The following is a 24,893-nucleotide window of genomic DNA, read 5'->3' on the forward strand; positions in this document are numbered from 1 at the left end:
GATAGCCAAGGTTACTGTTAATTATGACCCACATACGACCATACAACGCCTGTCAACTGTCGCACGGTTTTAAGTCGCGCCGCCGAGGTATGTGAACCAAGCGAAACGGGGCACGACGGACGACCCGCCTTAGCCGTAAGCTGGCGGGACACTCTCGTTTCGCAGAGGTGAAACATGAGATACACAGAAACAAACGACGACAGCGCGGTATCGCCGGTTATCGGCGTCATACTGATGGTGGCTATCACCGTCATACTCGCGGCTGTCATAGGTACGTTCGTACTGGGTCTTGGAGAAAAACGTTCAGGAGAACGCGCAGGCGGGTGTGACGTTTGACTACGACGGATCAGAAGACAATCTTACAGTTAGTGTGACCGATCCCGGTAACGTTGACGCGCTATTCCTACAGCTGAGTAACGGAACCACTTACGGTCCGGACACAACACCGGCTATAGCACCTGAGGCAGGTAATAGAACGATCATACAGTCGGCTGCAGCTAACAACCAAGCCGTGACGCTAATCGGACAGGTGAACGGACAGAACAACACGCTCAGGTCATACGAGGAGTTCTAACTTAGCCTCGTACACCCTGCTGTTCTCAAATAGAAACGGGTGAAGTATTCACAAACAAGAAACAGGGCTGTCTCTCCGGTGATAGGAGTTATTCTAATGGCCGCCGTCACCGCCATACTCGCCGCCGTCATCGGTACGTTCGTCACCGGCACCGGGAGCGACGTTCAGCCATCGGCGCAGGCGGGCGTGACGTTTGACTACGACGGTGCGACCGACGAACTAACCGTCCGAGTTATCGACGCCGGGAACGTCGACGCTCTGTACATCGAGAACCGAGACGATCCGGTTCAGAACGGCGATATCTCGTCGCCGAACGGCTGGGATACCAACGTCGACGGCGACAGACGTGTGGTGAACGAAGACCCCGACGGCGGCGACAGCGTCGTCATCGACGGCACCGCGAACGACGACGACGTGGTGATAACCGGCGAGGTCGACGGCGAGGAGACGCTCCTCGACGGCTGGGAGCTTGAGTAGCCCGACGCCGAACCCCGACGGCGGAAGCGCGGATCCGCCGGACGGGAAACGGGGGCAGACGGGGGATATACCCGTACCCCTCCGTCGCGGTCGGCGACCACACGGTTCCCGCGGCGTTGGTGGAACCCTCCTGCCCTGTCCACCCATAGATGGACGACCTCAAACGCACGACCGCGGGTTCCAGACCGGTATTTCCATGACCTCTACGACCCGACGCGTCTTCGACGGCGTCGTGCTACCTGTCTTCGCACGACCGCGTAACAAGACCGCCCCGGTGGTTCGCTCAGACTTAACTGTCCGCCCGACATCTACCGTGACATGACAGGGTCTCGGATTACCGACCTATCCTCTATCGATGCCGAGAACTTCAAGCTCCGAAACGAGCGGTTCTTCAACCGCGGCTACGACTACGATGCCCAACCTCACCACGGTGTGGGGGAGGTCAGACGGAAGATATGGAACACACGAAACGGAGACCTCCGGCGCGTGCTACGCGACTTCCCCAAGGACGCGCCGCTTCTCGATCAGTGCGCCGGATGGATGCACGCAGTCGCAGGAAAACACTTCTTCCCCGACGCGAACCACCGCACCGCTATGGCACTCCTACGGAAGCTACTCCGTGACAACTCAATAGAACTCGCTCCGCTTCCTCCTCAACGGGCGCGTGAGGCATCCCTAAGGTCGCATGAGGTCAGAAACAAGATCGAACCCGTCCGACTCGACACGCTGTACCGTAAGGATAGACTCTTCCTCGTCTGGCGTCTCTACTTCGAACCCGCTATTCTGTATGAGTAAGACCTACTCCTCGTCTCCGTAACTCGCCGCCAGCGCTTCGTACAGCTCTCTGTTCTCCCGAACATCCCTGTCCATATCCTTTTCAGCTTCCCAGTTCATTCCTTCTACCTCTCTAACCCTGTCGGTTGCCGAGCACCGTTCACGTACGGATACTGTGCTCAGACGTGACCTATCTACTCTATCAAAGGATGCGGATATAACTGTTACGCCTCGAACACCGGTCTGTTCTTCTCCGGCACCACAGTCCTTACCCTGTAAGAGGTTGTAAAGATAACACACGATGACCAAACCGGACAGACGAATACCCGTCACGGAGGAGCGCCGGCGCGAGCTAAACGACCTCAAGGACGCGGGACAGACCTACGACGAACTCCTTGCCCAACTCGTCCGTAGCTACAGCCGCGAACACCTCGCAGAACGCGCACGCGAACTCCGAGAAGCCGACGAAGACGAACTGACACCGCTCGGTGAGGTATAACCTGAGCGCAGAGGCACGCGAGTACCACGCATCTCGACGAAAAGAGCCAACACATCGTCCGCGACAGCCTCGAAAAGCCCGAAGATAACCCTACCCGCGCCCCGAAGCCGGTTCGGGCGACGCGTCGAACGCCCGCACGTGCGAGATGAGCTATGCCGTGGCGGTCCTTCTCGGCAGGTCGACCTCAACGTGAACGCTGTCGTAGGGTATCCTCGGCTTCTTGGCACGTCCGTCCTCAACGAGTTCGACGACGCCGCGGCTTGACAGCATCTCGATATCCTCGTGAACCTCACGGAGTCCTCTGTCGAGTATCCGCGCGAGTTCGCGTATGCTGTCCGGCTCCTCGGTCATTATCGCCTCTATCGTCTCCATCCGTCTCTCGGTGAGTAGCTTACCGAGTTCGTCGACATCGGCGAACGCCACGACGTGCGGCGTGTCCTCGTCGCTCTCCAGCTGTTCACCGAAGCTCTCGACGGCTTCGTCTACGGTTTCGTGCTTGATTATTAGCGTGTCTGTCATCTTTCTGTCACCTCTTCTATGAACTCCTTGAGCAGTTCCTGTACGTCGTCGGTCGTTTCGGGCGGGTTTTCTATCGGCTCTATCTCGCCGTCGGGCAGGTGCCGGTGGTGGCGCGCACCGTGCGCATCGTTGGTGTTATCCCACCGCTCGATGTGGTTCTCGTCCATGTCGAGTGCCTGAAATCTGTATTTCAAGCCGTTGGGGAACTCGTCGGACGGCGGTACCTCCCACGCGGACGCCTCTATACGGACGCCCGCTACGATCAGCGTCAACCGGTCGTCCGGCAGTATACTCTCCGCCATCGTTTGTACATAGACAAACATAGAACTGATGCCGTATTAAGCGTTGGGTCTACTACAAACGCCGGTTACTCCCCGACTGTTTTCTTTGATGGATGGCTTCCGAAGGGTAGAGGCATCGCCGTCCGGTGTTCTGCCATCTCTTACTATACCGTAAGAACCGTCATGGGTTCGCCCAGATTTGAACTGGGGACCTCCTCCATGTCAAGGAGGTGTCATAACCAACTAGACCACGAACCCTACCACGGGATACGGAACTGTATCTAAAGAAACCTTCGGAATGCGTGCGAAGATATATGCGTTCCCCGCGCCGTATTACGTCTATGAAAGCAGTACTGCTCGCCGCGGGGCGGGGTACGAGGATGCGCCCCCTCACCGATACGCGTCCCAAGCCCCTCCTTCCCGTCGGCGGGACGACGCTCGTCGAGAACGCGATGGACGCCTGCGCGCCGTACGTCGACGGCTTCGTTCTCGTCGTCGGATACATGTCCGATGAGGTACGCGAGACCGTCGGCGACGAACACGCGGGTCTGCCTGTCGAGTACGTCGAACAGGAGGAGCGCGCGGGAACCGCCGACGCCGTCGTACGCGCACAGAACCGCGTCGGACCCCGTTTCGTCGTGGCGAACGGCGACGCCGTCTTCTCGCCCTCTGTCGTTGGAAGCCTCGTGGAGCAAGAGGGAAACGCCCTCTCTGTAAAACGCGTCGACGATCCTTCGGGGTACGGCGTCGTTGAGGTCGACGACGGACGCGCCACGGATATCGTGGAGAAGCCCGACGAACCACCCTCGTCGCTCGCAAACGCGGGCGTCTACGTCTTCGACCGCGACGCGCTCGACTACATGAGGTCGACCGACGAGTCGGCGCGCGGCGAGCGCGAGATAACCGCCGCGATCGCCGAGATGATGACCGACGGATACGGGTACGGCGTCGTCGAACACGAGGGCGAATGGCTCGACGCCGGCTATCCGTGGGATCTCCTCGAAGCCAACCGTGCCGTCCTCCGCGGTACCGAACGCATTCTCGACGGCGAAGTTGAGGAAGGCGCGACGGTACGCGGGGATGTTGTCGCCGAGGAGGGTGCGCGTCTCCTTTCCGGCGCTTACGTCGAGGGATCCGTCTTCGTCGGCGAGGGCGCTACGATCGGTCCCAACGCGTACGTACGTGGACCTACCGCCGTCGGTGAGGGTGCGAAGGTCGGACACGGGGTTGAGGTCAAGAACTCCGTTCTCATGCGTGACGCCTCCGTCGGACATCTCTCGTACGTCGGCGACTCCGTCCTCGGTGAGGGTATCAACCTCGGCGCGGGGACGGTCGTCGCCAACCTCCGTCACGACGGCAAGAACGTCCGTGCGCGCGTCAAGGAAGAGACGGTCGACACCGGGCGACGTAAGTTCGGTGTTGTTGTCGGCGACAACGTTAAGACGGGCGTAAACACCAGCCTGAACGCGGGTACACGTCTCGGCGTCGGCGCGACCACCGAACCCGGTGAGACGGTTACGCGGGACAGAGACGTGGAGGCGGACGGATGACGAACAAAGCCGTCGTACTCGCCGCGGGCGAGGGTCGGCGTCTCCGCCCTCTCACATCACTCCGTCCCAAGCCGATGGTTCCCGTGGGCAACCGTCCGGTTCTCGAACACGTCGTCGAGGCACTCGCGGACGCGGGGATCGACGAGGTCGTCTTCGTCGTCGGGTACAGACGCGAGAGGATACAGACCTACTTCGGCGACGGCGACGACTGGGGCGTCGATGTCGAGTACGTCGTACAGGACAAACAGCTTGGTACGGGACACGCCCTCCTACAGGCTGAGGAAGCCGTCGACGGCGAATTCCTCGTCGTCAACGGCGACTCTATCGTCGACGCGTCGCTCGTCTCGTCTCTCGTTTCAGCCAACGCCCCTGCGGTCGCGGTGACGCGTTCCGACCAGCCTACCGACTACGGCGTTGTTGATACCGAGGACGGACGTGTCGTCGGTATCGAGGAGAAGCCACGTGTCTACGACGCCGAGACGGAGACGATAAACGCGGGCGTCTACAGGCTTGACGAAGCCGTCTTCGATGAGATACGTTCGAGACCGGGCGGCGAAACCTCGCTTACCGAGGCGCTCGCGTCGCTCGCCGACGGGGACAGAGTCGACGCCGTACGTGTCGAAGGATGGACGGACGTCTCCCATCTCTGGGATCTCCTCCGTGTCAACTCCGAGGTCGTCGGAGGTCGGGACGAAGACGACGCCGATGTACATCCGACGGCGTACGTCGCTGACGGCGTGGCGCTTGGCGACGACGCTACCGTAGGTCCCCATGCCACGATACTCCCTGGAACGGCGCTCGGCGACAACGCCAACGTCGGCGCGGGTGCGGTCGTCGCCAACTCCGTCGTCTTCGCCGACGCGCGCGTGGGCGAGAACGCCGTCGTACGTGACTCCGTCGTGGCTGAGGACGCGCGCCTCGGCTCCAACGCCACCGTCGAGGGCGGACGCGCCGATGTCGTCGTCGAAGGAGAGCTGTACGAGGACGTCCGTCTCGGCGGCGTCGTCGGCGACTACTCCACCATCGGCGGCGGCGCGTGTCTCGAACCCGGTACGGTTCTCGGAAACGATGTCCGTGTGGGCACGGGTACCGTCGTGGACGGACGTGTCTCGTCAGGAACGGAGGTGCGGCGCTGAATGTGCGGGATCGTGGGGTACGCGGGAGACCAAGACGCACTCCCTGTACTCGTCGACGGTCTCCAACGTCTCGAATACCGTGGATACGACTCCGCGGGCGTATGTCTCCGCACCGAACCGTTGACCGTCCATAAGAAGGCGGGCGAGGTCGGGGAACTCGTCTCCGCCGTCCCCGAAGCTTCCGACGCGACCTCCGGTCTCGGACACACACGGTGGTCGACACACGGCGAACCTACGGACGAGAACGCACATCCACATCTCGACTGCGACGCGCGTTACGGCGTCGTACATAACGGTATCATAGAGAACTACGGTGATTTACGCGAGGAACTCGAAGACGCCGGACACGTCTTCAAGAGCGAGACGGATACGGAGGTCGTACCCCATCTCCTCGAAGAGGCTGACGGTACGCTCGTTGAACGTCTCTCGTCGGTCGTCGAACGTCTCGAAGGGAGTTACGCCCTCGCGTGCGTATCCGCCGACACGGACGGTGTTGTCGTCGCGCGCAACGACAGCCCTCTCGTCGTCGGACGCGGTGACGGCGCCAACTACGTCGGAAGCGACGTTACGGCGTTCGTTGAGCACACGCGCAAGGTCTCGTACCTCCACGACGGCGACATAGCGCGTATCACCGCCGACGGCGTCGAGGTGTGGAACCACGGCGAACGCGTCGACCGTGACGTCGAAACCGTCGACTGGGACGTTGAGGCGGCGGAGAAGGGCGGATACGAACACTACATGCTCAAGGAGATACACGAACAGCCGCGTTCACTGCGCAAGACGGTCTCCGAACGCACCGATGAGACCGAAGGCGAGGCGCTCCTCGAAATCAACGACGACGTGCTCGCACGGAACGAACGCGTCGAGTTCGTCGCGTGCGGTACGTCGTACCATGCGGCGCTGTACGCATGCAGGCTTTTCGAGGAGTACGCCGAACTGCCTGCGACCGCCGAGTACGCGAGCGAGTACGACGGTCCCCACGACCCGACGGACACGCTCGTGATCGCGGTTACACAGAGCGGCGAGACGGCGGATACGCTTTCGGCGACACGCCGCGCAGGACGCGAGGGTGCTGAAACACTCGCCGTCACAAACACCGTCGGAAGCACCGCGGCGCGCGAGACCGATGAGGTGGTGTACATACGTGCGGGACCTGAGATAGGCGTCGCGGCGACCAAGACGTTCGCGTCTCAGGTCGTGACCCTCGCGCTCGTCGCCATCTCCGCGGGACGCGCACGCGACACGCTCCCCGCCGTGGAGGCTTCGTCGCTCGTCTCCGACCTACGCCGTGTCCCCGGTGGCGTCCAGAAGATACTCGATCAGGAGGACGCCGTCGAAGAAGCCGCGAAGGAGTACGGCTACGACGACGCCTTCTTCTTCGTCGGACGCCGCCTCGGCGTCTCGGTCGCACTCGAAGGCGCTCTGAAGCTAAAGGAGATCTCTTACGACCACGCCGAGGGCTTCCCCGCGGGCGAACTCAAACACGGGCCCCTCGCGCTCGTCACGTCCGACACACCCGTTCTCGCCGTCCTGACCGAGGGAACACGCCCGGAAAAGACCCTCAACAACGTCAAGGAGGTGGAGTCGCGCGAAGCGCCCGTTCTCGCAGTAGCATCCGAGGGCGACGACGAGGCGGAACGTCTCGCCGACACCGTCTTCACCGTCCCCTCACTCGGCGAGATGGAGCCGCTCCTCGCAAACGTCTATCTACAGCTTTTTGCGTACCACGTCGCGCGTCTCAAGGGGCGCCCTATCGACAAGCCGCGTAACCTCGCAAAGAGCGTGACCGTTGAGTAGCCCGTAAGCCTTGATTACGAAGAGCTTTGCGGAGCAAAACGACCGACGACGGAGGGACGGGGGCACCGCCGCAACCGCGTTCCACAGAGGTGTTCTGGGTCAGGGCTACCTGACCAAGCTAAGCTTAACGCCCCGTTAACTAAAGCTTAACGCCGTCGAGAGAGCGACAGAAGCCGCTACCGCAGATAAGGTTGCTTCTTCTCACCGTTCCGGGCGAAGGGTTGATGCACCGGACGGGACTCGAACCCGTGTTAAGGGCTTGGAAGGCCCTTGTCATACCACTAGACCACCGGTGCGCGTTCGTTCGTTGAACTGCACCGAATAAAAGAATTGTCAAAAGACGGTACGACCCGCAACCCTTATTACGAATTATAATTTAGGTCGGGATATGGCAGACATCGACCTATCGTCGAGTCAGAAACAGATACTGACGGCTCTCGTAGACCTGTTTAAACAGAAGGACGACGTGGTAAAGGGGAAGGAGATAGCCGAACGTATCGACCGGAACCCCGGTACGATACGTAACCAGATGCAGTCGCTGAAGGCGCTCCAGTTGGTCGAAGGAATACCGGGACCCAAGGGCGGGTACAAGCCGACCGCCGAGGCGTACGAGTCGCTCGACATCGAACAGATGGACGAACCCGCGACCGTACCCCTGTACCGCAACGGCGAACGTGTCGAGGATGTCAACGTCTCCGAGATCGGCTTTACGAGCGTACACCATCCGTCGCTCTGCCGCGCCGAGATAGTCGCGCAGGGGAGCATACACGAGTTCGAGGAAGGCGACGCGGTTCGTGCGGGACCGACGCCTATCTCGCGCCTCGTCGTGGACGCCACCGTCGACGCCAAGGACGATACCAACAACACGCTCATCTGTAAGATAGACGACATGGAAGCGCCCGCGAACAGTTAGTTTAATGTACGGAACGCGCCACGGTTTATACGCGCCCGGGTGGCTTAGCTGGACATAGCGCCGCACTCATAGGGTATTATGAGGCGCTTCCCGCGTTCCCTTACCTGGGATATGCGGAGATCGAGGGTTCGGAGCCCTCCCCGGGCATTATCATAACCGATTCTCAGGGATAAAGAATAAGCTAAACGCGTGACTACCATGTTCATGGAGAGTATCTCGCTTCCGGGATCCGGAGGCTTCCCCCGGAAAGCTACGATCGCCGTCGTGGGCGAAACCGAACCTGTGCATGACTTAGCTTCTTCCGTATCCGGGGATATACTGTTTGAGAACGTCGAAGCCGACGAGGCTGTACGCCGTGTAGCGGAAGCCGAAGTTGACTGCGTTGTCTCTGCGCTTTACGGTAGACCCGTCGAACTCCTTCGGAAGGTCAGGGAGGAGGATCCCGAAGTACCCTTCGTAGCCTTCTCGGACGCGGACGACGCCGACGGTGTTCTTGAAGCGGGTGCCACGGAGCACGTCGCGGTTCCCGTCGAAGAACTGCGCGGTGTCGGAAGACGTCTACGGAGGTACGCCGAGGGGCGGCGTTCGAGACGCTCCGAACGTAAGCTCGACTCCTTCATGCGGCATACGCCCGATCAGGTCTGGGTACACGACGCCGACGGCGAGGTTCTCGACGTTAACCGGCAGGCGTGCGAGGCGCTCGGCTACGACAGGGACGAACTCATAGGTAGTAACATCGGTGAGTTTGAGGTCGGTGCGGATCCCGGTGAACTCAAAGACCGCTGGTCGAAGTTCGAGTACGGCGACTCGGTCGTCGTCGAGGGGCGGCACAGGGACAGGGACGGTAGGGAGTTTCCCGTCGAGGTCAACGTCGGAAAGGTTCTCATGGACGGCAACGACCGTTTCCTTGCTATCGTACGCGATACCACACAGAGGGAGACGGTAGAGAAGAGCCTCAGACGTCTGAGGAACGAGCACGAGAAGATCTTCGACAACGTTCAGGATCCCGTCTTTCTTATCGATGTCGAGGAGGAGGGCGAAAGCTTCGTTTTCAAACATCTCAACCCGGCGTACGAGGAGCAGGTTGGGGTTTCGGAGGACGAAGCGCGCGGTAGAACACCCGTCGAAGTCTTCGGCGAAGCCGTCGGTACCGAACTCGTGGGCAACTACAGACGGTGTGTTGAGGAAGCCGAGACACAGAGCTACGAGGAGACCATTCAGGTACCCGTGGGTCAACGTACCTACCATACCAAGATAACCCCCGTCTTCTCAGGCGACGAGGTGACGGCGATAGTCGGAAGCGCACACGACATCACGGAGCAGAAGGAGCGCGAACGCGAACTCGAACGTTACGAGGCTTACATCGGGAACGCTTCGGACATCATCTCACATCTCGACGCCGAAGGCACGGTGCTGTACGAAAGCCCTTCGGTCGAACGCGTCTTCGGAACCGAACAGGACGACTGGGTAGGCGACAACGTCTTCGAACGCGTCCATCCCGACGACAGGGCGAGGGTCGCGCAGGAGTTCATCGAACTCGTCGAGGGTGACCGTAACATCGAGAACGTCGAGTTCAGGATGGAGCACGCCGACGGCTCCTACGTCTGGATAGAGGCGGTCGGCACCGACTGGCGCGGCTCCGACCTCGGAGGTGTCGTCGTAAGCTCGCGCGACATCACCGAGCGCAAGGAACGCGAACGCAAGCTCGAACGCAACCGTGACCTTCTGTACCATACGGAGAAGATAGCCGACACGGGCGGGTGGGAGATAGACCCCGAAGGCGACGGGATCAGATGGACGGACGGGGCGCGTAGGATACACGGCGTCGACGAGGGGTACGAACCCACCATCGACGAGGCTATAGGCTTCTACCATCCCGATGACAGGGAGAAGGTAAGGGAGGTAATAAGATCGTTCGGCGACGAGCAGGAAAGCTTCGACGAGGAGCTACGTATACGGACACCTGACGGCGAGGAGAGATGGACACGGTCGCGCGGCGAGGTCGTCCGCGACGACGGCGAGGTCGCCCATCTACGTGGCGCTATGCAGGATATCACCGAGCGCAAAGAACGCGAAAAAAGCCTGAAGGAGCAGAAGAGGCTACTCGAAGAGAGGAAGGAACAGATAGACTTCTTCAACAGCCTTCTCAGGCACGACATGCTCAACTCGATGACCGTGATACGCGGGAGAGCGCAGGAACTCCTCGACAGACTGTCCGAGGACGACGAGGGCTACGAAAGCGCGGAGAAGGTATACAGACGCGCCGACGACGTGGTTGATCTCACAAACCGCGTACGGTCGGTTCTGAGACGTATCACGGGCGAAGACGACCGTGAACTCTCCCGTGTCGATCTTGCTCAGACCGTCCGCGACCGCGCCGAAAGCCTCGGTGAGGTGTACGAGGTTGGTATATCGGTCGATGCTCCCCAAGATGCGTACGTCGAAGCCGACGACTTCCTCAGCGACATCGTCGACAACCTTCTGATCAACGCAGTCGAGCACAACGACAGCGACGAACCGCGCGTCGATGTCTCGGTTGACTCCGGGGACGAAGCCACCGTTCTACGTGTAGCCGACAACGGATCCGGTATCCCTGACGAGATGAAGAAAGCCGTCTTCGGTCAGGGTGAGAAAGGAAGACGTAGCGGAGGGACGGGGTTCGGTCTCTACTTCGTCGACTCTATGGTTTCGGAGTACGGCGGAGAGGTACACGTCGAGGACAACGAAGCCGATGGGGCTACGGTCGTCGTCGAACTACCCAAGGGTTCCGGGGATGGAGGGAAGGCGTGAAAGAGAACGCTCGTCACACAGGTGGGTATCCGTGTCCCGGCAAAACACGGACACCGGCGTTATAGTTAAACCGCCGGTAACTCTAACTGTAGCCGATGAGCAACGGTGACTCCAAGAAACCCCTCGCGCTCGTCGCGGGTAAGGGGGAGAAACTGCGCGAGGTGACCGAGATCCTGACCGGCGGTGAGGGCTACCGTATCGAGACGGCGAACCCCGGTAAGATCGAGCCGTACGGCGACGAACCCGGTTGCGTCGTGACCGACGATGCGGGACTCATCGAGGAAGTTGACGGAGACGGTGGTATACCTACCGTTCTCGTCTCGGACGGTTCGACGCGTGTTTCCGATGCCGTAGACGCGGGTGCGACGGAGTACGTCGAGACACCTGTCGGAGACGCCGACGGTAGGCTTCTCAGAAGGCGTGTCGAGAGGTATATCCAAGACACGCGCGAGGGACAGAACCGCAGGGGAGAGACGGAACCACAGATCGCAAAACGCAGGCACGAGGCTTTCTTCAACGACCCCGACGTACCTGTGGCGATCTTAGACACGGACGGAAACGTTCTCGATGCCAACCCCAAGTCGGCTGAGTATACCGAGGGCGAACCCGATGATTTCGTTGGGAAGCCTTTCTGGGAAACCGATCTGTGGGGGACGGACGAGAGAGATCCTATCATGGAAAAGGTACGGCGTGCTTCGGAGGGCGAGTACGTCGGATACGAGGTAGAGGATACGGACGCGGGAGCCAAGGGGTACGTAGGTACCGGCTCCGTACGTCCCGTGACCGATGAGTCGGGCGAGGTTACGTCGGTGATCGTCTCCCCACGCGGTGCCACCGGGGGCAACGAGCGTGAAGCCGAACTCGAACGTAACCGCGACCTGCTGAAACATACCGAAAGGATCTCCGACACGGGCGGATGGGAGCTTGATGTCGAAACGGGGGAGCAGAGATGGACGGACGGAACACGTGGGATACACGGTGTTTCGGATGAGTACGAACCGACCGTGGGCGACGGGATCGCCTTCTACCATCCTGACGACAGGGGTAGGATAGAGAGACTGGTGGAGAACTGTATACAAAACGCCGAGCCGTACGACGCCAAACTACGTATGGTGACCGCAGACGGCGAAGTAAGATGGGTGCGTACCGTCGGAGAGCCTGTCGAGGAAGACGGCGAGGTGACCAAGATACAGGGTGCTATACAGGATATAACGGAGCTCAAACGCCACGAGACCCAACTCGAACGTTACGAGAAGCTATGGAAGAAGATCCCCGTCGGCGTCTGTCGCGTAGAAGCCGACAACAGCGGAAGGTTTCTCACCGCAAACGAACGTATGGTCGAGATGACAGGGGCGGGGTCGGAGGAAGAGCTTCTCGGTCTCTCTACAGACGACTTCTGGATAGACGAAGAGGAACGCAAGGGGCTGGCTGAACGTACCGAACAGAACGGCTGGGTTACGACGGAACGCAGGTTCCGGAGCCTCGACGGAAGGGTTGTCTGGGCGCGGATTACCGTAATAGCCCAGGATACGGACGAGGACACCGTCTTCGATGCCGTCGTTCAGGATATCACAGACAGGCACCAGAGGGAAGAGCAGTTGAAGAAGGCACAGGAGATAGCCGACATAGGTAGCTGGTACAAGAACATACCTTCCGATGAGATACACTGGTCTGACAGGCTGTACGACCTCTGGGGTGTCGAATGCGAAGGTTCGGTGGATTACGGTACCTTCCTTGAGTACATCCATCCCGACGACAGGGGGTTCGTCGACAGTAGCTGGCAGGAGGCGAAGGAAGGCGAACCCTACGACATAGAACACCGTATCGTCCGGGACGACGGCGAGGAAAGATGGATGCGCGAAACCGCCGACGTTACGTTCGAGGACGGCGAAGCGGTAAACGCCATCGGCGTGGTTCAGGACATTACCGAACGTAAGCAACGCGAGAACCAGATCGAAAGAAGGAAACAGCAGGTCGAGTTCTTCAACAGCCTTCTAAGACACGAGATGCTCAACTCCATGACGGTGATACGCGGTAGCACCCGAACCGCACTCGACAGCCTCCCTCAAGACCACTGTGTATACGAGGATCTGACAAGGGTCTACGATCGTAGCGATGAGATCGTTGACCTCATAAACCGTGTACGGTCGGTTCTCAGGCGCATATCTGGCGAAGGAAGAGAGTTGGCACAGAAGAACCTCTCCGACACCGTCGAGAAACGCGTGGCATCGCTGGAGAATAGACACCGTGTTGACACCCGTCTGGATCTACCCGGTGAGGTGTACGTCGAAGCCGACAAGTTCCTCGGGGACGTGGTGGACAACATACTCGACAACGCTGTTGAGCACAACGACAAGGACGAACCGCGTGTCGAGGTCTCAGTGGAGCAGGACTCAGGCACCGTTACGCTCCGTATAGCCGACAACGGATCCGGTATACCTGACGAAAGAAAGGAGGAGGTCTTCCGTCAGGGCGTGACGGGCAAGACGGGCGGCAAGCTCGGCTTCGGTCTCTACTTCGTCAAATCGATGGTTTCGGAGTACGGCGGAGAGGTGCGTGTGGAGGACAACGAGCCTGACGGAGCCGTTCTGGTCGTGGAGCTACCGACCGTCGACGGCGTGACGCGAAGGGAGGTACAGGGGTGACGCAAGATCGACCCTCGGTTCTCGTGGTCGAGGACGACGAAGGCGTTGCGGAGACGTTCAGGGGATGGCTCGAAGAGGAGTACGAGACGTATACCAGACTGAGAGGCTCCGAAGCCTTGGAGCTACTCGAAGACACGGACATAGACGTGGTTCTTCTGGACAGGCTCATGCCGGGTATGTCGGGGGGTGAGGTTCTCGAAGAGATACGCGCACGGAACCTCAACGTACGTGTAGCCATGGTCACAGCCGTCGAACCCGGCTTCGATATAATCACCATGGGGTTCGACGAGTACGTCACCAAGCCGTCGTCGCCCAACCGGCTCCGTGGCACCGTCGAGAAGCTGGTTAAACGCGACGAACGTGACGAGACCCGCAGGGAGTACGCGTCCCTGCGCGCCAAGCAGGCGGCTCTCGAATCGGGTAAGACCGAAGGCGAACTCGCCGACAGTCAACGGTACGCGGAACTCGTCGACCGTATCGAGGAGATGGGCGACGAACTCGGTAAAGCCGACGCCGAACTCGTAGACGAGACGGAGTTCCTGAGTTCACTACGTGAGGTGGAGGAGGACAACGGATGATGTCGGAAGGCAAAAGCTACGACGTGGGCGACCTCCTACCCGTCTCCTCCTTCGACGCGGGGACGAACGTTCTCGTAACCGGCTCCGCGGGTTCGGGGAAGACGTACCTCGGCGCACGTATACTGGCGGAAGGCGCCGACGGAAACGAAGGCTCACTCGCGGTAACCACCGACGGTAACGCAGACGAGATACTCGAACTCTACCGCGAGAAAGCCGACGACGGAAGCCTACATTTCGTCGACTGCACGGGTGCGGGCTCGGGTTCGCCCGACGGCTTCCCTTCGGACAGGTTCGAGACGGTTAGCTCGCCGGGCGACATGACGGGTGTCGGAGTCGCATTCGAGAAGTACACAAAGAGGGTCGGCGAACGCGTCGAAGGAAGCCGTGTGATGTACGACTCTCTGACGACCCTTCTCAGGTACGTCGATCAGAAACGCGCGTACAGGTTCGTGGATATACTCACGGGACGTTTCAGAGCCGAGGACTGTCTGTCGGTCTTCACGCTCGACGGCGGTACCGTCGACGAAAAGACCTCAAGTATGTTCACCCACGAGTTCGATGTTGAGGTAAGCCTCCGTGTCGAGGACGGTACACGCGAGGTATCCGTGAGCGGAGACCCCGATGCCCCCGACGGCTGGACGCCCCTTGGATAGACTATCCGCCGCAGAACACCTGTGTGGCGAAGACGGTGTTGCCCGCGCTGACGTAGACGCCGACGGTTACGGAGTCGTACTCACCCAGAAGGTTCTCGCGGTGCGCGGGTGACGCCATCCAGTCGTCTACGAGCATGTCGGCGACATCCTCGGCGTCCGTGTTCATCTCCGTCCCGTCCGTCCGCGCGTTTCTGACGGGAACCTCGTAGAACGTCGCGGCGGCGTTCTCACCTAACGACGAACAGCCGCGCGGTTCGACGCGCTCCTCAAAGCCGCGTCCCTCCGAACCGACATGCCCCACGTAGCCGTGGTTCGCCATGTCGGCGCTGTGGCTCCTCGCGGCGCTTCTGTGTCTCTCCGAAGCCTCCAACACCCCCAGACCCTCGGCACGGCGTTCCTCGTTCGTATGCTCGACGACCGCCTCCTCTATCTCCCCGCGGTCGTACGTCTCCCCCTCGTACCGTCCGGGGTTGTCCCAGTCGCCCGCGACCTCGTAACGTAGCTCGCCAGCCTTCTCGAACTCAGGCGTGTCGGCACCGTCGTCCAACTGGGCGTATCCGAAGACGCCTATGAGCGCGAGAGCGCCTACGAAGAAAAGACCGACTACGATCTTCAACGCCGTCATCGCAAGGCTACCTGAGTCTGTCTTCCGGTTCTGCATGGGGCATGTACGGACGGTCGGGGTTTGAATCTTGCCTCGTCGCACCTACTCGCGCACCACACCGCCTTCGAGGTAGTTCCGCGTCTTGTCGTTCGTAGCCTGTGTCTTCTTTACGAACTCGACGAAACGGTCTTCGCCCTCGTGTCTGTCCTCCTCGACGACAAGCTGAAGTCCCATACCGCGCAGGTGATCGAGTATAGCCTCAACCTCGTCGGGTCGCGCACGTACCGTATGGCGCTCTCCAACGTCTTCTCCCCCGTCGACGGTTTCGATCGTACCGAGCATAGAGCCGAGTACAGACTCGCCGAGCGAACGTGCGCGCTCGTCGGCTTCGTCGGCGTCGTCGAACTCGTGCGCCTGAAACGCCTCACGTATGATACGTCCGAAGATGAAGTCGCGTCCGTAGTCGAACGGTAACGAGAAGGCGTAGCCGAGGTCGCCTTGGTTCGCGGAGGAGGTCGTGTACTTAAGCTGGTGTGAGACGTTCGGTGTCTTCATTATAACGCCTTCGCGTCCGCGGTCGTCGAGGTCGTCGACCGCACCGCGCACCGCCTCCACAGCCTCGTCGACGGGATGTACGCCGAAGAAGGGTACGGACGGAAGACCGTGTTCGTCGCAGAGCGCACGCCGTTCCTCGACGCTCATAGCCTCCCCCGTCGAACCGTCTCGCACGTCGAACACACGGAGGTCGAGAGACGCCACCTCGTCGTAGTCGTGCGCCGTGTACGGGTTGTCGCGCCCTATCATCTCGCCGCAGACGACGGCGTCGGGACGGTCGTCGATGAGGGCGTTGAGTTCGTCGCCGTAGACGCGCCTGAGAAATCTCGTCGTGAACGGACAGACGATGCCGCTACGCGAGAGCGCGAGTAGTTCACCGTCGAGGCGTGCGACGCGCGTGTTGTAGCCGTTCATCTTCTCCTCGACGGCGACCTCACCGTCGAAGTAACGCGGTACGCCCTCCGAAAGGACGAGCGTACGCGGAACCTTGGGAAAGCCGCGTACAACGTCGCCGTCGTACAGAACGGTGCCGCGTTCTACCTTCCCGTAGTCGGGGTAGTGACGGTACTCGGTTCCGTCGTACACCCTATCCTCGAAGCCGTTGAGGTCGTCGACACCGAGAACGTCGGTGTATCTCTGGTCGGTCACGGTGTAGATTCGTTCCCGACGCCAAAAGCTATAGGGTCGGCGTCGAAGATGAACGTATGAGCGAACATCCGCTGAAACAGCGTTTCGTCCTCGACACATCGACGTTCATCACCGAGGAGATACGCCGTGGTGACGAGACGTGTGAGGAAGCCGTCGACCGTCTTCTCGAACTCGTCGCCGACGCACGTCTCGACCTCAACATATCGTGCTACTTCCCGCCGTCCATCTACCGAGAACTCGAAGCCATGCTTGAGGATCGCGGTGTCTCCGACGACGTATTCAAGAAGCTCAACACGTGGGTCATAAAGAAGGATCCCGCACGGTACGAGGTCATGATACCCACCGAACTCGTCTACGACTTCATAGACGAGATGAGCGACCGCGTCAACCGTGGTCTACGTGTCTCGGAGAAGGCGGTACGGAAAGCGGAGAAGTACGAGCCGCACGAGGGCGAGGTTGAGGAGATGACGGAAGTCGACGAGGTTATCTCCGACCTACGGAGCGAGTACAGGACAGCACTACGTCAGGGGGTTCTCGACTCGCGCGAGGACTTCGACCTCCTCATACTCGCGCGCGAACTCGACGCCTGCGTCGTCACCGAGGATCAGGGTATCGTCAACTGGGCGTCCGACTTCGGTCTCCGCCATCTCAAAGGACGCGACTTTCCGGGTCTCGTCGAGGAGTACCTCGAAGCCGTCGACGTCGACTGACCCGCGCTCAGATGGACGTATGAAAGGATACATTAGCCTGACCCGCGTTTCTGAGACAACCAGATGACGGAAGACGACTCGAAGAGGTACGAGCTTCAACGTATCGTCGAGCGACTCGACGACCTCGAAGGCTCGGGTACACAGCTCGTCACCATCTACATACCGCCGGACAAGAGGATAAACGACGTGGTTGCACACGTCCGTCAGGAGCACAGCGAGGCATCGAACATAAAGAGCAAAGCGACGCGGACGAACGTACAGGACGCGTTGTCGTCTATACAGTCACGTCTCAAGAGGTACGACAGGACGCCTGAGAACGGCATGGTGATCTTCTCCGGGGCTGTCGACGCCAAGGGCGACAAAACGGAGATGGAGACGATCGTTCTCGAAAACCCGCCTCAGTCGGTCGAGAGCTACATCTACCACTGCGACTCCAACTTTGAGACGGAGCCTCTCAAGGAGATGATACGTGACAAGTCGCTGTACGGGCTTATCGTACTCGACAGACGTGAGGCGAACGTCGGCTGGCTCAGCGGTAAACGCGTCGAACCCGTTGCGAACGCCACGAGCCTCGTACCCGGTAAGCAGAAGAAGGGGGGTCAGTCCGCACAGCGTTTCGCACGTCTCCGCCGCGAAGCGATCGACAAGTTCTACAAGGAGGTGGCTGAGATGGCGAACGAGGTATTCGTGCCCAGACGCGGTGAGGTCGACGGCGTCCTCATAGGCGGTCCTTCGCCCACGAAGGAGGAGTTCATAGACGGCGACTACCTCCACCACGAGATACAGGACATGGTCGTCGACAAGTTCGACGTTTCGTACACCGACGAGAGCGGTCTGTACGATCTCGTCGACGCCGCACAGGAACGTCTCGCCGATCTTGAGGTGATGAAGGACAAGAGGAGGATGTCCAGCTTCTTCGACGAACTCCGCGGCGGCGAACTCGCCGCCTACGGTGAGGACAAGGTTCGCCAGAACCTCGAAGCGGGTGCGGTCGATACACTCCTTCTCTCCGAAGATCTACGGCGCAGACGCGGTACGTTCACGTGTCCCAACTGCGGCGCGACGGTAGAGGAGACGTTCGAGGGCGACGTTACACCGCCCGACTGCCCCGAATGCGGTGCTGAGACAGAGGCTGACGACGTAGAGGACGTTGTCGACGAACTCGTAAAGATAGCCGAGCAGATGAGTACCGATGTCGCCTTCATATCGAGCGACTTCGAGGAAGGCGAACAGCTACGCGACGCCTTCGGAGGCGTCGCGGCTATACTGCGTTACCAGACCGGGATCTAAGACGCGTCGTAGACGACCTCGACGGTCGCATCTATCTCGACAGGACCGGGATCTACGGAGGTCGACGCACCGCTTTCGGCGAGTTCGACAGCCGCACGGTCGTACGAGACAGGTGAGATGCCGGTCTCCGTGGTTGAGATCGAACGGACACCGCTAACCGAGATACCGCCCGCCTCCGCGACGGCGTCAGCCTGTGAACGCGCGTTCGCCATAGCGTCTTTGAGTGCATCGTTCTTGAGCTGGCTTCGGCGCTCGTCCGAGACGGTAAAGGCGACGTTGGCGACAGTCGTCGCGCCGCCTTCGACAGCGGCGTCTATTATCTCACCCGCCGAGTCCGTACCGTCGACGGTGACACGGAGCGCGTGGCGAGCGTAATGGTCGGGTACGTCGCCCTCGCGTTGCTCGTACGCGCGCGCTTCGCGTAACGTGTATCCCGTGCTATGAACCGCGTCGTCGCCCACACCGGCGTCTTCGAGCGCTTCACGTACGTCCGAGACGTTCTCAGCCACGCGTTCGCGTACCACCGAAGGGTCGTCGGCGCGTGCCTCTACCGCAACCGTCACCTCGGTCGCGTCCGCCTCCGCGTCGACACCACCGTTCGCCGATACGCGTACGAACTCGTCGCCCGCCACGTCGGTACCCTGTCCTTGTGCCGCTACACCCGATGCTAACAACGCCCCTCCGGCGACGAGAGCGCCGAGGAGGAAGACCGCAGTCACGTGTTTCTTTGACATGCAGTACGAGGTACGCGCGAAGACGCCATATACTTGGCGTAGGCTAAAACGCGTATTTTAGCTAACGGAGGAGTGAACCAAAACGACCGTAAAAAACGTCGATAAAAGACGCCGACACGACGGTTTCGACAGTGTTTAACCGCGGTTACGCGTACCACCGCCCATGTTGACCGAACTACGCCGACAGGTCGGGGACGCTCTCGCCGAAGCCCTCGACGAGGCGGGGTACGACGCCGATCCGGATCTCGAAGATCCGCCCGAAGGCGTCGACGCCGACATCGCGTCACCCGTCGCGTTCAAGCTGTCGGGTGACCCTACGGCTATCGCCGACGAGCTCGCCTCCGCCGTCTCACTCGATGACCGCCCTCTCATCGGTTGGGTGGGGACACAGGGACCGTACCTCAACTTCCGCGCGAGCGAACTCTACTTCGAACGCGTCCTCGGTTCGGCGACCGACGACGGCTACCCGACACTACCCGAAAAGGACGAGACGATCGTTCTCGAACACACGTCGGCGAACCCGACGGGTCCCCTCCATATCGGCAGGGCGCGTAACCCGGTTATAGGCGACTCTCTCGCGCGTGTCATGCGCGCCGCCGGGTACGACGTAACCGTGGAGTACTACGTCAACGACATGGGCAGACAGGTCGCCACCATCACGTGGGCGCTCGACGAGTTCGACGAGGACGACGTCGCCGACCTCGATGGACGCGACAAGGGCGACCACGACGTCGTCCGTTACTACAGGCGTGCGAACGAGGTTCTGGAGGGCGAAGAAGGAGAAGAGTACGCCGAACGCGCAGAGCGCGAGATAGACGAACTCCTGCAGGCGCTCGAAGACGGTGAGGAAGGCGCTCTCGAACACGTCGGCGAGACGGTCGACCGTTGCCTCGAAGGACAGCTCGAAAGCCTCGAACGTCTCGGTGCGTCGTACGACGGTTTCGTACGCGAGAGCGGATACGTCCTTGACGGTACCGTCGACGGTGTAGCGTCACGTCTCAAGGCTGACTCACGTAGCTACGAGGAGGATGACGCGTACGCGCTCGACCTGACCGACTGGGGTATAGACAAGGAACTCGTCTTCGTACGCGCAGACGGCACGTCTCTGTACACGACACGTGACATCGCTTACCATATCGACAAGTTCGAACGCTCCGACCGCGCCGTCGACGTTCTCGGAGAGGATCACAAGCTACAGGCGCGCCAGCTCGCCGCCGCCCTCGACGCCCTCGGCTACGACCGCGACCCCGAATCCGTCTTCTACTCGTTCGTCAGTCTGCCGGAAGGACAGATGAGCACGCGCGAAGGCAACGTCGTCAACCTCGACGACCTACTCGACGAGGCTGTTGACCGCGCGCGCGCGGAGATCGAGAAACGCGCCGACGACCGCGACCGGGATGTCGACGAGGTCGAAGAGACCGCCCGCGCCGTCGGCATAGGAGCCGTCCGTTACGACATCGTCGCACGACAGCCCCAAAAGTCCATCACGTTCCGGTGGGACGAGGCGCTCAACTTCGACGGACAGCACGCGCCTTACGTCCAGTACGTCGGTGCGCGCGCGTCGGGTATAGGGCAGAAGACCGACGCGAAGCCCGCCGATCCGTCCGACGCGGTCGCTGAACTCGAAGCACCGGAGGAACGCGCCCTCATCCGCAAGATAGGCGAACTCTCCGCCGTCGTCGAAGACTCCGCCGACGAACTCGCACCCCACCGGCTCGCCACCTACTCGCGCGAACTCGCCGAACGTTTCAACGAGTTCTACCGCGACTGTCCCGTTATGAACGCCGACGAGGATACGAAGCGCGCGCGCCTCGCCCTTGTTACGGCGTCACGCGTCGCCATAGAGAGGTCGCTCGGACTCATCGGCGTCGAAACGCCCGAAGCGATGTAGCTGTTTCGTGACAGACAACCCAAACCCATTTTTAATAGGAGAACCAATTCAGGATACGATGACTGACATCTCGGACGACGTAGACTCACCCGTTGACGACTCCACGCCTCCTAAGGAGAAGGTCGACGAGCTACAGGAGCGCGTCGAGAAGCTCAGAAGCGAGAACGAACAGGTTCGTGACAAGCTACTCGATGCGAACGCGGAGAAGAACAAGTACGAGCAGAAGGTCGAGCGGCTCAAGCACGAGAACGAGAAGCTCAAGAAGTCGCCGCTGTTCGTCGCCACCGTACAGGAAATCACCGATGAAGGCGTCGTCGTGCGCCAGCACGGCAACAATCAGGAGGCGCTGACAGAGGTTACGGACGAGATGCGCGAGGGTATAGAGCCGGGTGACCGCGTCGCCGTCAACAACTCGCTCTCTATCGTAAAGGCTCTCACCGACTCGACCGACGTACGTGCGCGCGTGATGGAGGTTACGGAGACGCCCGACACGACCTACGAGGATATAGGCGGTCTCGACGAACAGGTAAAGGAGGTGCGCGAGACCATAGAGCTACCTCTGACCGACCCCGACATGTTCGACGAGACGGGTATCGATCCGCCGTCGGGCGTTCTCCTCCACGGTCCTCCGGGTACGGGTAAGACGATGTTGGCGAAGGCGGCGGCGCGTCAGACCGACGCGAGGTTCATCAAGATGGCGGGTAGCGAACTCGTACATAAGTTCATAGGCGAGGGCGCGCGTCTCGTACGTGATCTTTTCGAGGTTGCGCGTCAGAAGGCTCCGAGTGTCGTCTTTATCGACGAGATAGACGCCGTCGCTTCGAAGAGGACGGAGAGCAAGACATCGGGCGACGCCGAGGTTCAGCGCACCATGATGCAGCTCCTTTCGGAGATGGACGGATTCGAGGGGCGCGGCGACGTGAAGATAATCGCCGCGACCAACCGTTTCGACATGCTCGACCGCGCGATCTTGCGCCCCGGACGGTTCGACAGGCTCATAGAGGTTCCCCTGCCCAACGAGGAGGGGCGCGAACAGATATTCCGTATACATTCGCGCGAGATGAACGTCTCCGACAACCTCGACTACGAACGTCTCGCGCGCGTTACAGAGGGCATGAGCGGCGCGGACGTAAAGGCGATCTGCACCGAGGCGGGTATGTTCTCGATACGCGACCGCGAAACCACCGTCGACATGGGCGACTTCCTCGACGCGTACGACAAGGTGCGCGAGGACTCCGAGGAGGAAGGCGAGAAGAGCATGTACGTCTGACGGCGCGGTGTCGCTTCTATCCGCCTTCACGCAGGCGGTTCTGCCCGTGCTTGCCGTGGCGGGCGTCGGCTACGTCCTCGGCGTTCTGACAGATATCGAACCCGAGCCTCTGGCTACCGTCACCGTATACGTCCTCGTCCCCGCGCTCGTCTTTCATAGCCTCGTGACGGCGTCGGTGAGCGGTGCCGAAGGTCTGCGTATCGCCGGCGCGGCGGTGGTTCTCACGGTCGTAATGTGGGGGGTCTCTGAAGGCGTCGGTTTCATAGCCTCCGACGGCGCGCGGAACGGTCTGGTTCTCGCGGGTACGTTTCCCAACACTGCGAACTACGGTATACCCCTCTCCGTCTTTGCGTTTCCGTCGGTGGGACGCACCACGGCGGTTCTGTACGTCGTGGGTTCGACGGTCATGATGTACACCGTCGGTGTCTACATAGCGTCGCGCGACGCCGCCTCCTCGTCGCTCGGTGCTATGCGACGCGTCGCACGCCTACCCCTTGTATACGCCGTCGTCGCGGGTGTCGGAGCCAGCTACGTCGGCTTCGGTACGGACGACAGCGCATTCTTGGAGACGCTCCGTCTCGTCGGTAACTCGTCGATACCGCTGATGCTGGTGGTTCTCGGCGTCCAGTTAGCACGCGCCACGCCGTCGGGCGGTGTCCGTGACGTCGCACTCGCCAACGTCGTACGTCTCGTCGTCGCTCCGCTCGTCGCTGTTCCCGTCGTCGTCGCCCTCGGATTCACAGACCCCGACGTGGCGCGCGTCGTCGTACTCGAAGCCTCGACACCCGTCGCGGTCACCACGGTCATACTAACCGTCGAGTTCGGCGGCGACCGTGACTACGCCGCAACCGCGGTGCTGACGACGACGGTGGTGAGCATGGTGACGGTCACTCTCCTCGTGGAGCTGTTGCGGTCAGGCGTCGTCGTGTAGCTCAGAAGAAAATAAAGCCTCAGTCGGGGTTGGTAGACCGGAGAAACAATCCATCTATACTGCTACCCGAAACGGAACCGTTCACATGCATCGAAGGGTAGATTTATGCTATCGGCGACAAGAAGACACAGCCAGAGATGACGAAGCCGGTGCTCAAATGGGCGGGCGGTAAACGTCAGCTTCTTGACGAGATTTACGCCCGGTTTCCTGAGTCGTACGACCGTTACCACGAGCCGATGTTCGGTGGCGGCGCGTTGTTCTTCGACTTGGAGCCGGGGGACGGCACGATTAACGACACAAATCCGCGTCTCGTCAACTTCTACGAGAAGGTACGAGACAGCCCTGAGGAGCTAATCGAACAGTGCCGGAGCTTTGAACACCCGGAGAACGAACCCGACCCGTCGCGTGAGTTCTCCGACTCCGACCGAAAGGCGAAGGACGTAGAGCAGTACTACTACCAGCAACGCGCCCTGTTCAACCGTCGTCCGTACGGTGACGAGTACGACGAACTCGAAGAAGCCGCGCTCCTCCTCTACCTCAACCGAACGTGCTACAACGGACTCTACCGAGAGAACCGGAGCGGCGGCTTCAACGTCCCGATCGGGCGGTACAGTAACCCCGACTGGGTGCGTGCGGATGAGGTACGGTCTGCGAGCGAGGCGGTTCAGAACACCGAGATACTGAACCGTGACTTCGAGTATATCATTGATCGAGCCGAAGAAGGTGACCTTGTCTACCTTGACCCGCCGTACGAGCCGATGAGCGCGACGGAGTACTTCACGAGCTATTCAAAGGAGGGTTTCGGAAGGAAGGATCAGGAACGTATGGTTGAGGTGGCGAAGGAACTCGACGAGAACGGTGTGTACGTGATTCTTAGCAACAGCGGCGTTACGTACAACATGTACGATGAAGTCGGTTTCCGCGTCGAAGTCGAAGGTGCTACGCGGTCAATAAACAGCGACGGTACAAACCGCGGCGAGGTGAACGAGATTATCGCAACAAACGTACCGCCGGACGATTGTCAGAAAGCCGGACAGCGGGGGCTGGCTGGGTTTTAGCGGGTTTCGGAAGCTT

23 protein-coding genes and 3 tRNA genes are annotated in these 24,893 nt (G+C 60.5%); 19 read left to right on the top strand and 7 right to left on the bottom strand.

Annotated features, from left to right (window positions below; all coding sequences use genetic code 11):
• Positions 1-174 precede the first annotated feature (174 nt).
• From EGH25_RS02105 to EGH25_RS02120, 4 genes are all read left to right on the top strand, one after another.
• The gene (locus EGH25_RS02105; RefSeq protein WP_338071862.1) at positions 175-336 is read left to right on the top strand and encodes a type IV pilin domain-containing protein; all 162 of its coding nucleotides are present in this window, start codon (positions 175-177) and stop codon (positions 334-336) included.
• 334 nt (positions 337-670) lie between these two features.
• The gene (locus EGH25_RS02110) at positions 671-1,051 is read left to right on the top strand and encodes a type IV pilin N-terminal domain-containing protein (protein ID WP_420841080.1); all 381 of its coding nucleotides are present in this window, start codon (positions 671-673) and stop codon (positions 1,049-1,051) included.
• 318 nt (positions 1,052-1,369) lie between these two features.
• Positions 1,370-1,846 carry a hypothetical protein gene (locus EGH25_RS02115; protein WP_266085832.1) on the top strand — a complete coding sequence of 159 codons (477 nt, stop codon included), beginning with the start codon at positions 1,370-1,372 and terminating at the stop codon, positions 1,844-1,846.
• 280 nt (positions 1,847-2,126) lie between these two features.
• The gene (locus EGH25_RS02120; RefSeq protein WP_266085833.1) at positions 2,127-2,324 is read left to right on the top strand and encodes a hypothetical protein; all 198 of its coding nucleotides are present in this window, start codon (positions 2,127-2,129) and stop codon (positions 2,322-2,324) included.
• 150 nt (positions 2,325-2,474) lie between these two features.
• On the opposite strand, the gene EGH25_RS02125 is transcribed toward EGH25_RS02120, so the two are convergent.
• The 3 genes from EGH25_RS02125 to EGH25_RS02135 form a co-directional block, all read right to left on the bottom strand.
• A complete protein-coding gene (locus tag EGH25_RS02125) occupies positions 2,475-2,843 on the bottom strand; it encodes an HVO_A0114 family putative DNA-binding protein (protein ID WP_266085835.1) in 369 nt (122 codons plus the stop codon).
• The gene (locus EGH25_RS02130) at positions 2,840-3,145 is read right to left on the bottom strand and encodes a toxin-antitoxin system TumE family protein (RefSeq protein WP_266085836.1); all 306 of its coding nucleotides are present in this window, start codon (positions 3,143-3,145) and stop codon (positions 2,840-2,842) included. Before EGH25_RS02130 ends, EGH25_RS02125 begins: the two co-directional genes overlap by 4 nt.
• 163 nt (positions 3,146-3,308) lie before the next feature.
• A tRNA-Val gene (locus tag EGH25_RS02135) sits at positions 3,309-3,382 on the bottom strand.
• A gap of 83 nt (positions 3,383-3,465) precedes the next feature.
• Here EGH25_RS02135 and glmU (EGH25_RS02140) point away from each other — a divergent pair.
• The 3 genes from glmU (EGH25_RS02140) to glmS are packed head-to-tail and all read left to right on the top strand — an operon-like array spanning position 3,466 to position 7,607.
• Positions 3,466-4,674, top strand: coding sequence for a bifunctional sugar-1-phosphate nucleotidylyltransferase/acetyltransferase (gene glmU / locus EGH25_RS02140; protein ID WP_266085837.1), 1,209 nt, complete (start codon positions 3,466-3,468; stop codon positions 4,672-4,674).
• Positions 4,671-5,810, top strand: coding sequence for a bifunctional sugar-1-phosphate nucleotidylyltransferase/acetyltransferase (gene glmU / locus EGH25_RS02145; protein ID WP_266085838.1), 1,140 nt, complete (start codon positions 4,671-4,673; stop codon positions 5,808-5,810). Before glmU (EGH25_RS02140) ends, glmU (EGH25_RS02145) begins: the two co-directional genes overlap by 4 nt.
• Positions 5,811-7,607, top strand: a complete 1,797-nt coding sequence (gene glmS / locus EGH25_RS02150; protein WP_266085840.1) for a glutamine--fructose-6-phosphate transaminase (isomerizing) — start codon at positions 5,811-5,813, stop codon at positions 7,605-7,607. It abuts the gene before it with no gap.
• A gap of 225 nt (positions 7,608-7,832) precedes the next feature.
• On the opposite strand, the gene EGH25_RS02155 is transcribed toward glmS, so the two are convergent.
• Positions 7,833-7,903: transfer RNA gene (locus tag EGH25_RS02155), tRNA-Gly, on the bottom strand.
• Positions 7,904-7,995: 92 nt separating this feature from the next.
• Between EGH25_RS02155 and EGH25_RS02160 the strand changes: the two genes are divergently transcribed.
• The 6 genes from EGH25_RS02160 to EGH25_RS02185 all read left to right on the top strand — a co-directional run bounded on the left by EGH25_RS02160 (position 7,996) and on the right by EGH25_RS02185 (position 15,186).
• Positions 7,996-8,520, top strand: coding sequence for an Rrf2 family transcriptional regulator (locus tag EGH25_RS02160; protein ID WP_266085841.1), 525 nt, complete (start codon positions 7,996-7,998; stop codon positions 8,518-8,520).
• A 33-nt stretch (positions 8,521-8,553) separates the two neighbouring features.
• Positions 8,554-8,667: transfer RNA gene (locus EGH25_RS02165), tRNA-Met, on the top strand.
• A 57-nt stretch (positions 8,668-8,724) separates the two neighbouring features.
• Complete coding sequence (locus EGH25_RS02170) at positions 8,725-11,310, top strand: PAS domain-containing sensor histidine kinase (RefSeq protein WP_266085842.1); 2,586 nt, start codon at positions 8,725-8,727, stop codon at positions 11,308-11,310.
• A 95-nt stretch (positions 11,311-11,405) separates the two neighbouring features.
• Positions 11,406-13,955, top strand: a complete 2,550-nt coding sequence (locus EGH25_RS02175; RefSeq protein ID WP_266085844.1) for a PAS domain S-box protein — start codon at positions 11,406-11,408, stop codon at positions 13,953-13,955.
• Positions 13,952-14,533 carry a response regulator gene (locus EGH25_RS12070; protein WP_266085845.1) on the top strand — a complete coding sequence of 194 codons (582 nt, stop codon included), beginning with the start codon at positions 13,952-13,954 and terminating at the stop codon, positions 14,531-14,533. Before EGH25_RS02175 ends, EGH25_RS12070 begins: the two co-directional genes overlap by 4 nt.
• Positions 14,533-15,186 carry an RAD55 family ATPase gene (locus EGH25_RS02185; RefSeq protein WP_266085847.1) on the top strand — a complete coding sequence of 218 codons (654 nt, stop codon included), beginning with the start codon at positions 14,533-14,535 and terminating at the stop codon, positions 15,184-15,186. The genes EGH25_RS12070 and EGH25_RS02185 overlap by 1 nt, the downstream gene beginning before the upstream one ends.
• Before the next feature lies 1 nt (position 15,187).
• Here EGH25_RS02185 and EGH25_RS02190 read toward each other — a convergent pair whose 3' ends face one another.
• A complete protein-coding gene (locus EGH25_RS02190) occupies positions 15,188-15,847 on the bottom strand; it encodes a CAP domain-containing protein (RefSeq protein WP_266085849.1) in 660 nt (219 codons plus the stop codon).
• A 45-nt stretch (positions 15,848-15,892) separates the two neighbouring features.
• On the bottom strand, positions 15,893-16,993 hold the full coding sequence (locus EGH25_RS02195; RefSeq protein ID WP_266085850.1) for an RNA ligase: 1,101 nt from the start codon (positions 16,991-16,993) through the stop codon (positions 15,893-15,895).
• 56 nt (positions 16,994-17,049) lie between these two features.
• Between EGH25_RS02195 and EGH25_RS02200 the strand changes: the two genes are divergently transcribed.
• Together EGH25_RS02200 and prf1 are read left to right on the top strand one after the other, a co-directional pair.
• Positions 17,050-17,703 carry an RNA ligase partner protein gene (locus EGH25_RS02200; RefSeq protein WP_266085851.1) on the top strand — a complete coding sequence of 218 codons (654 nt, stop codon included), beginning with the start codon at positions 17,050-17,052 and terminating at the stop codon, positions 17,701-17,703.
• Positions 17,704-17,766: 63 nt separating this feature from the next.
• Positions 17,767-18,993 (top strand): peptide chain release factor aRF-1, encoded by a 1,227-nt coding sequence (prf1, locus tag EGH25_RS02205; RefSeq protein WP_266085852.1) that lies wholly within the window; start codon positions 17,767-17,769, stop codon positions 18,991-18,993.
• Here prf1 and EGH25_RS02210 read toward each other — a convergent pair.
• Positions 18,990-19,727 (bottom strand): SIMPL domain-containing protein, encoded by a 738-nt coding sequence (locus tag EGH25_RS02210; protein WP_266085853.1) that lies wholly within the window; start codon positions 19,725-19,727, stop codon positions 18,990-18,992. The genes prf1 and EGH25_RS02210 overlap by 4 nt on opposite strands.
• Before the next feature lie 163 nt (positions 19,728-19,890).
• On the opposite strand from EGH25_RS02210, the gene argS reads away from it, so the two are divergent.
• From argS to EGH25_RS02230, 4 genes are all read left to right on the top strand, one after another.
• A complete protein-coding gene (gene argS, locus EGH25_RS02215) occupies positions 19,891-21,618 on the top strand; it encodes an arginine--tRNA ligase (RefSeq protein WP_266085855.1) in 1,728 nt (575 codons plus the stop codon).
• A gap of 58 nt (positions 21,619-21,676) precedes the next feature.
• A complete protein-coding gene (locus EGH25_RS02220) occupies positions 21,677-22,888 on the top strand; it encodes a proteasome-activating nucleotidase (RefSeq protein WP_266085857.1) in 1,212 nt (403 codons plus the stop codon).
• 7 nt (positions 22,889-22,895) lie between these two features.
• Positions 22,896-23,819, top strand: coding sequence for an AEC family transporter (locus EGH25_RS02225; RefSeq protein ID WP_266085859.1), 924 nt, complete (start codon positions 22,896-22,898; stop codon positions 23,817-23,819).
• Between the two features lie 137 nt (positions 23,820-23,956).
• A complete protein-coding gene (locus EGH25_RS02230) occupies positions 23,957-24,877 on the top strand; it encodes a DNA adenine methylase (RefSeq protein ID WP_266085861.1) in 921 nt (306 codons plus the stop codon).
• Positions 24,878-24,893 lie beyond the last annotated feature (16 nt).

The sequence above is a fragment of the Halorutilus salinus genome (assembly GCF_026242195.1).
Classification (GTDB): domain Archaea; phylum Halobacteriota; class Halobacteria; order Halobacteriales; family Halorutilaceae; genus Halorutilus; species Halorutilus salinus.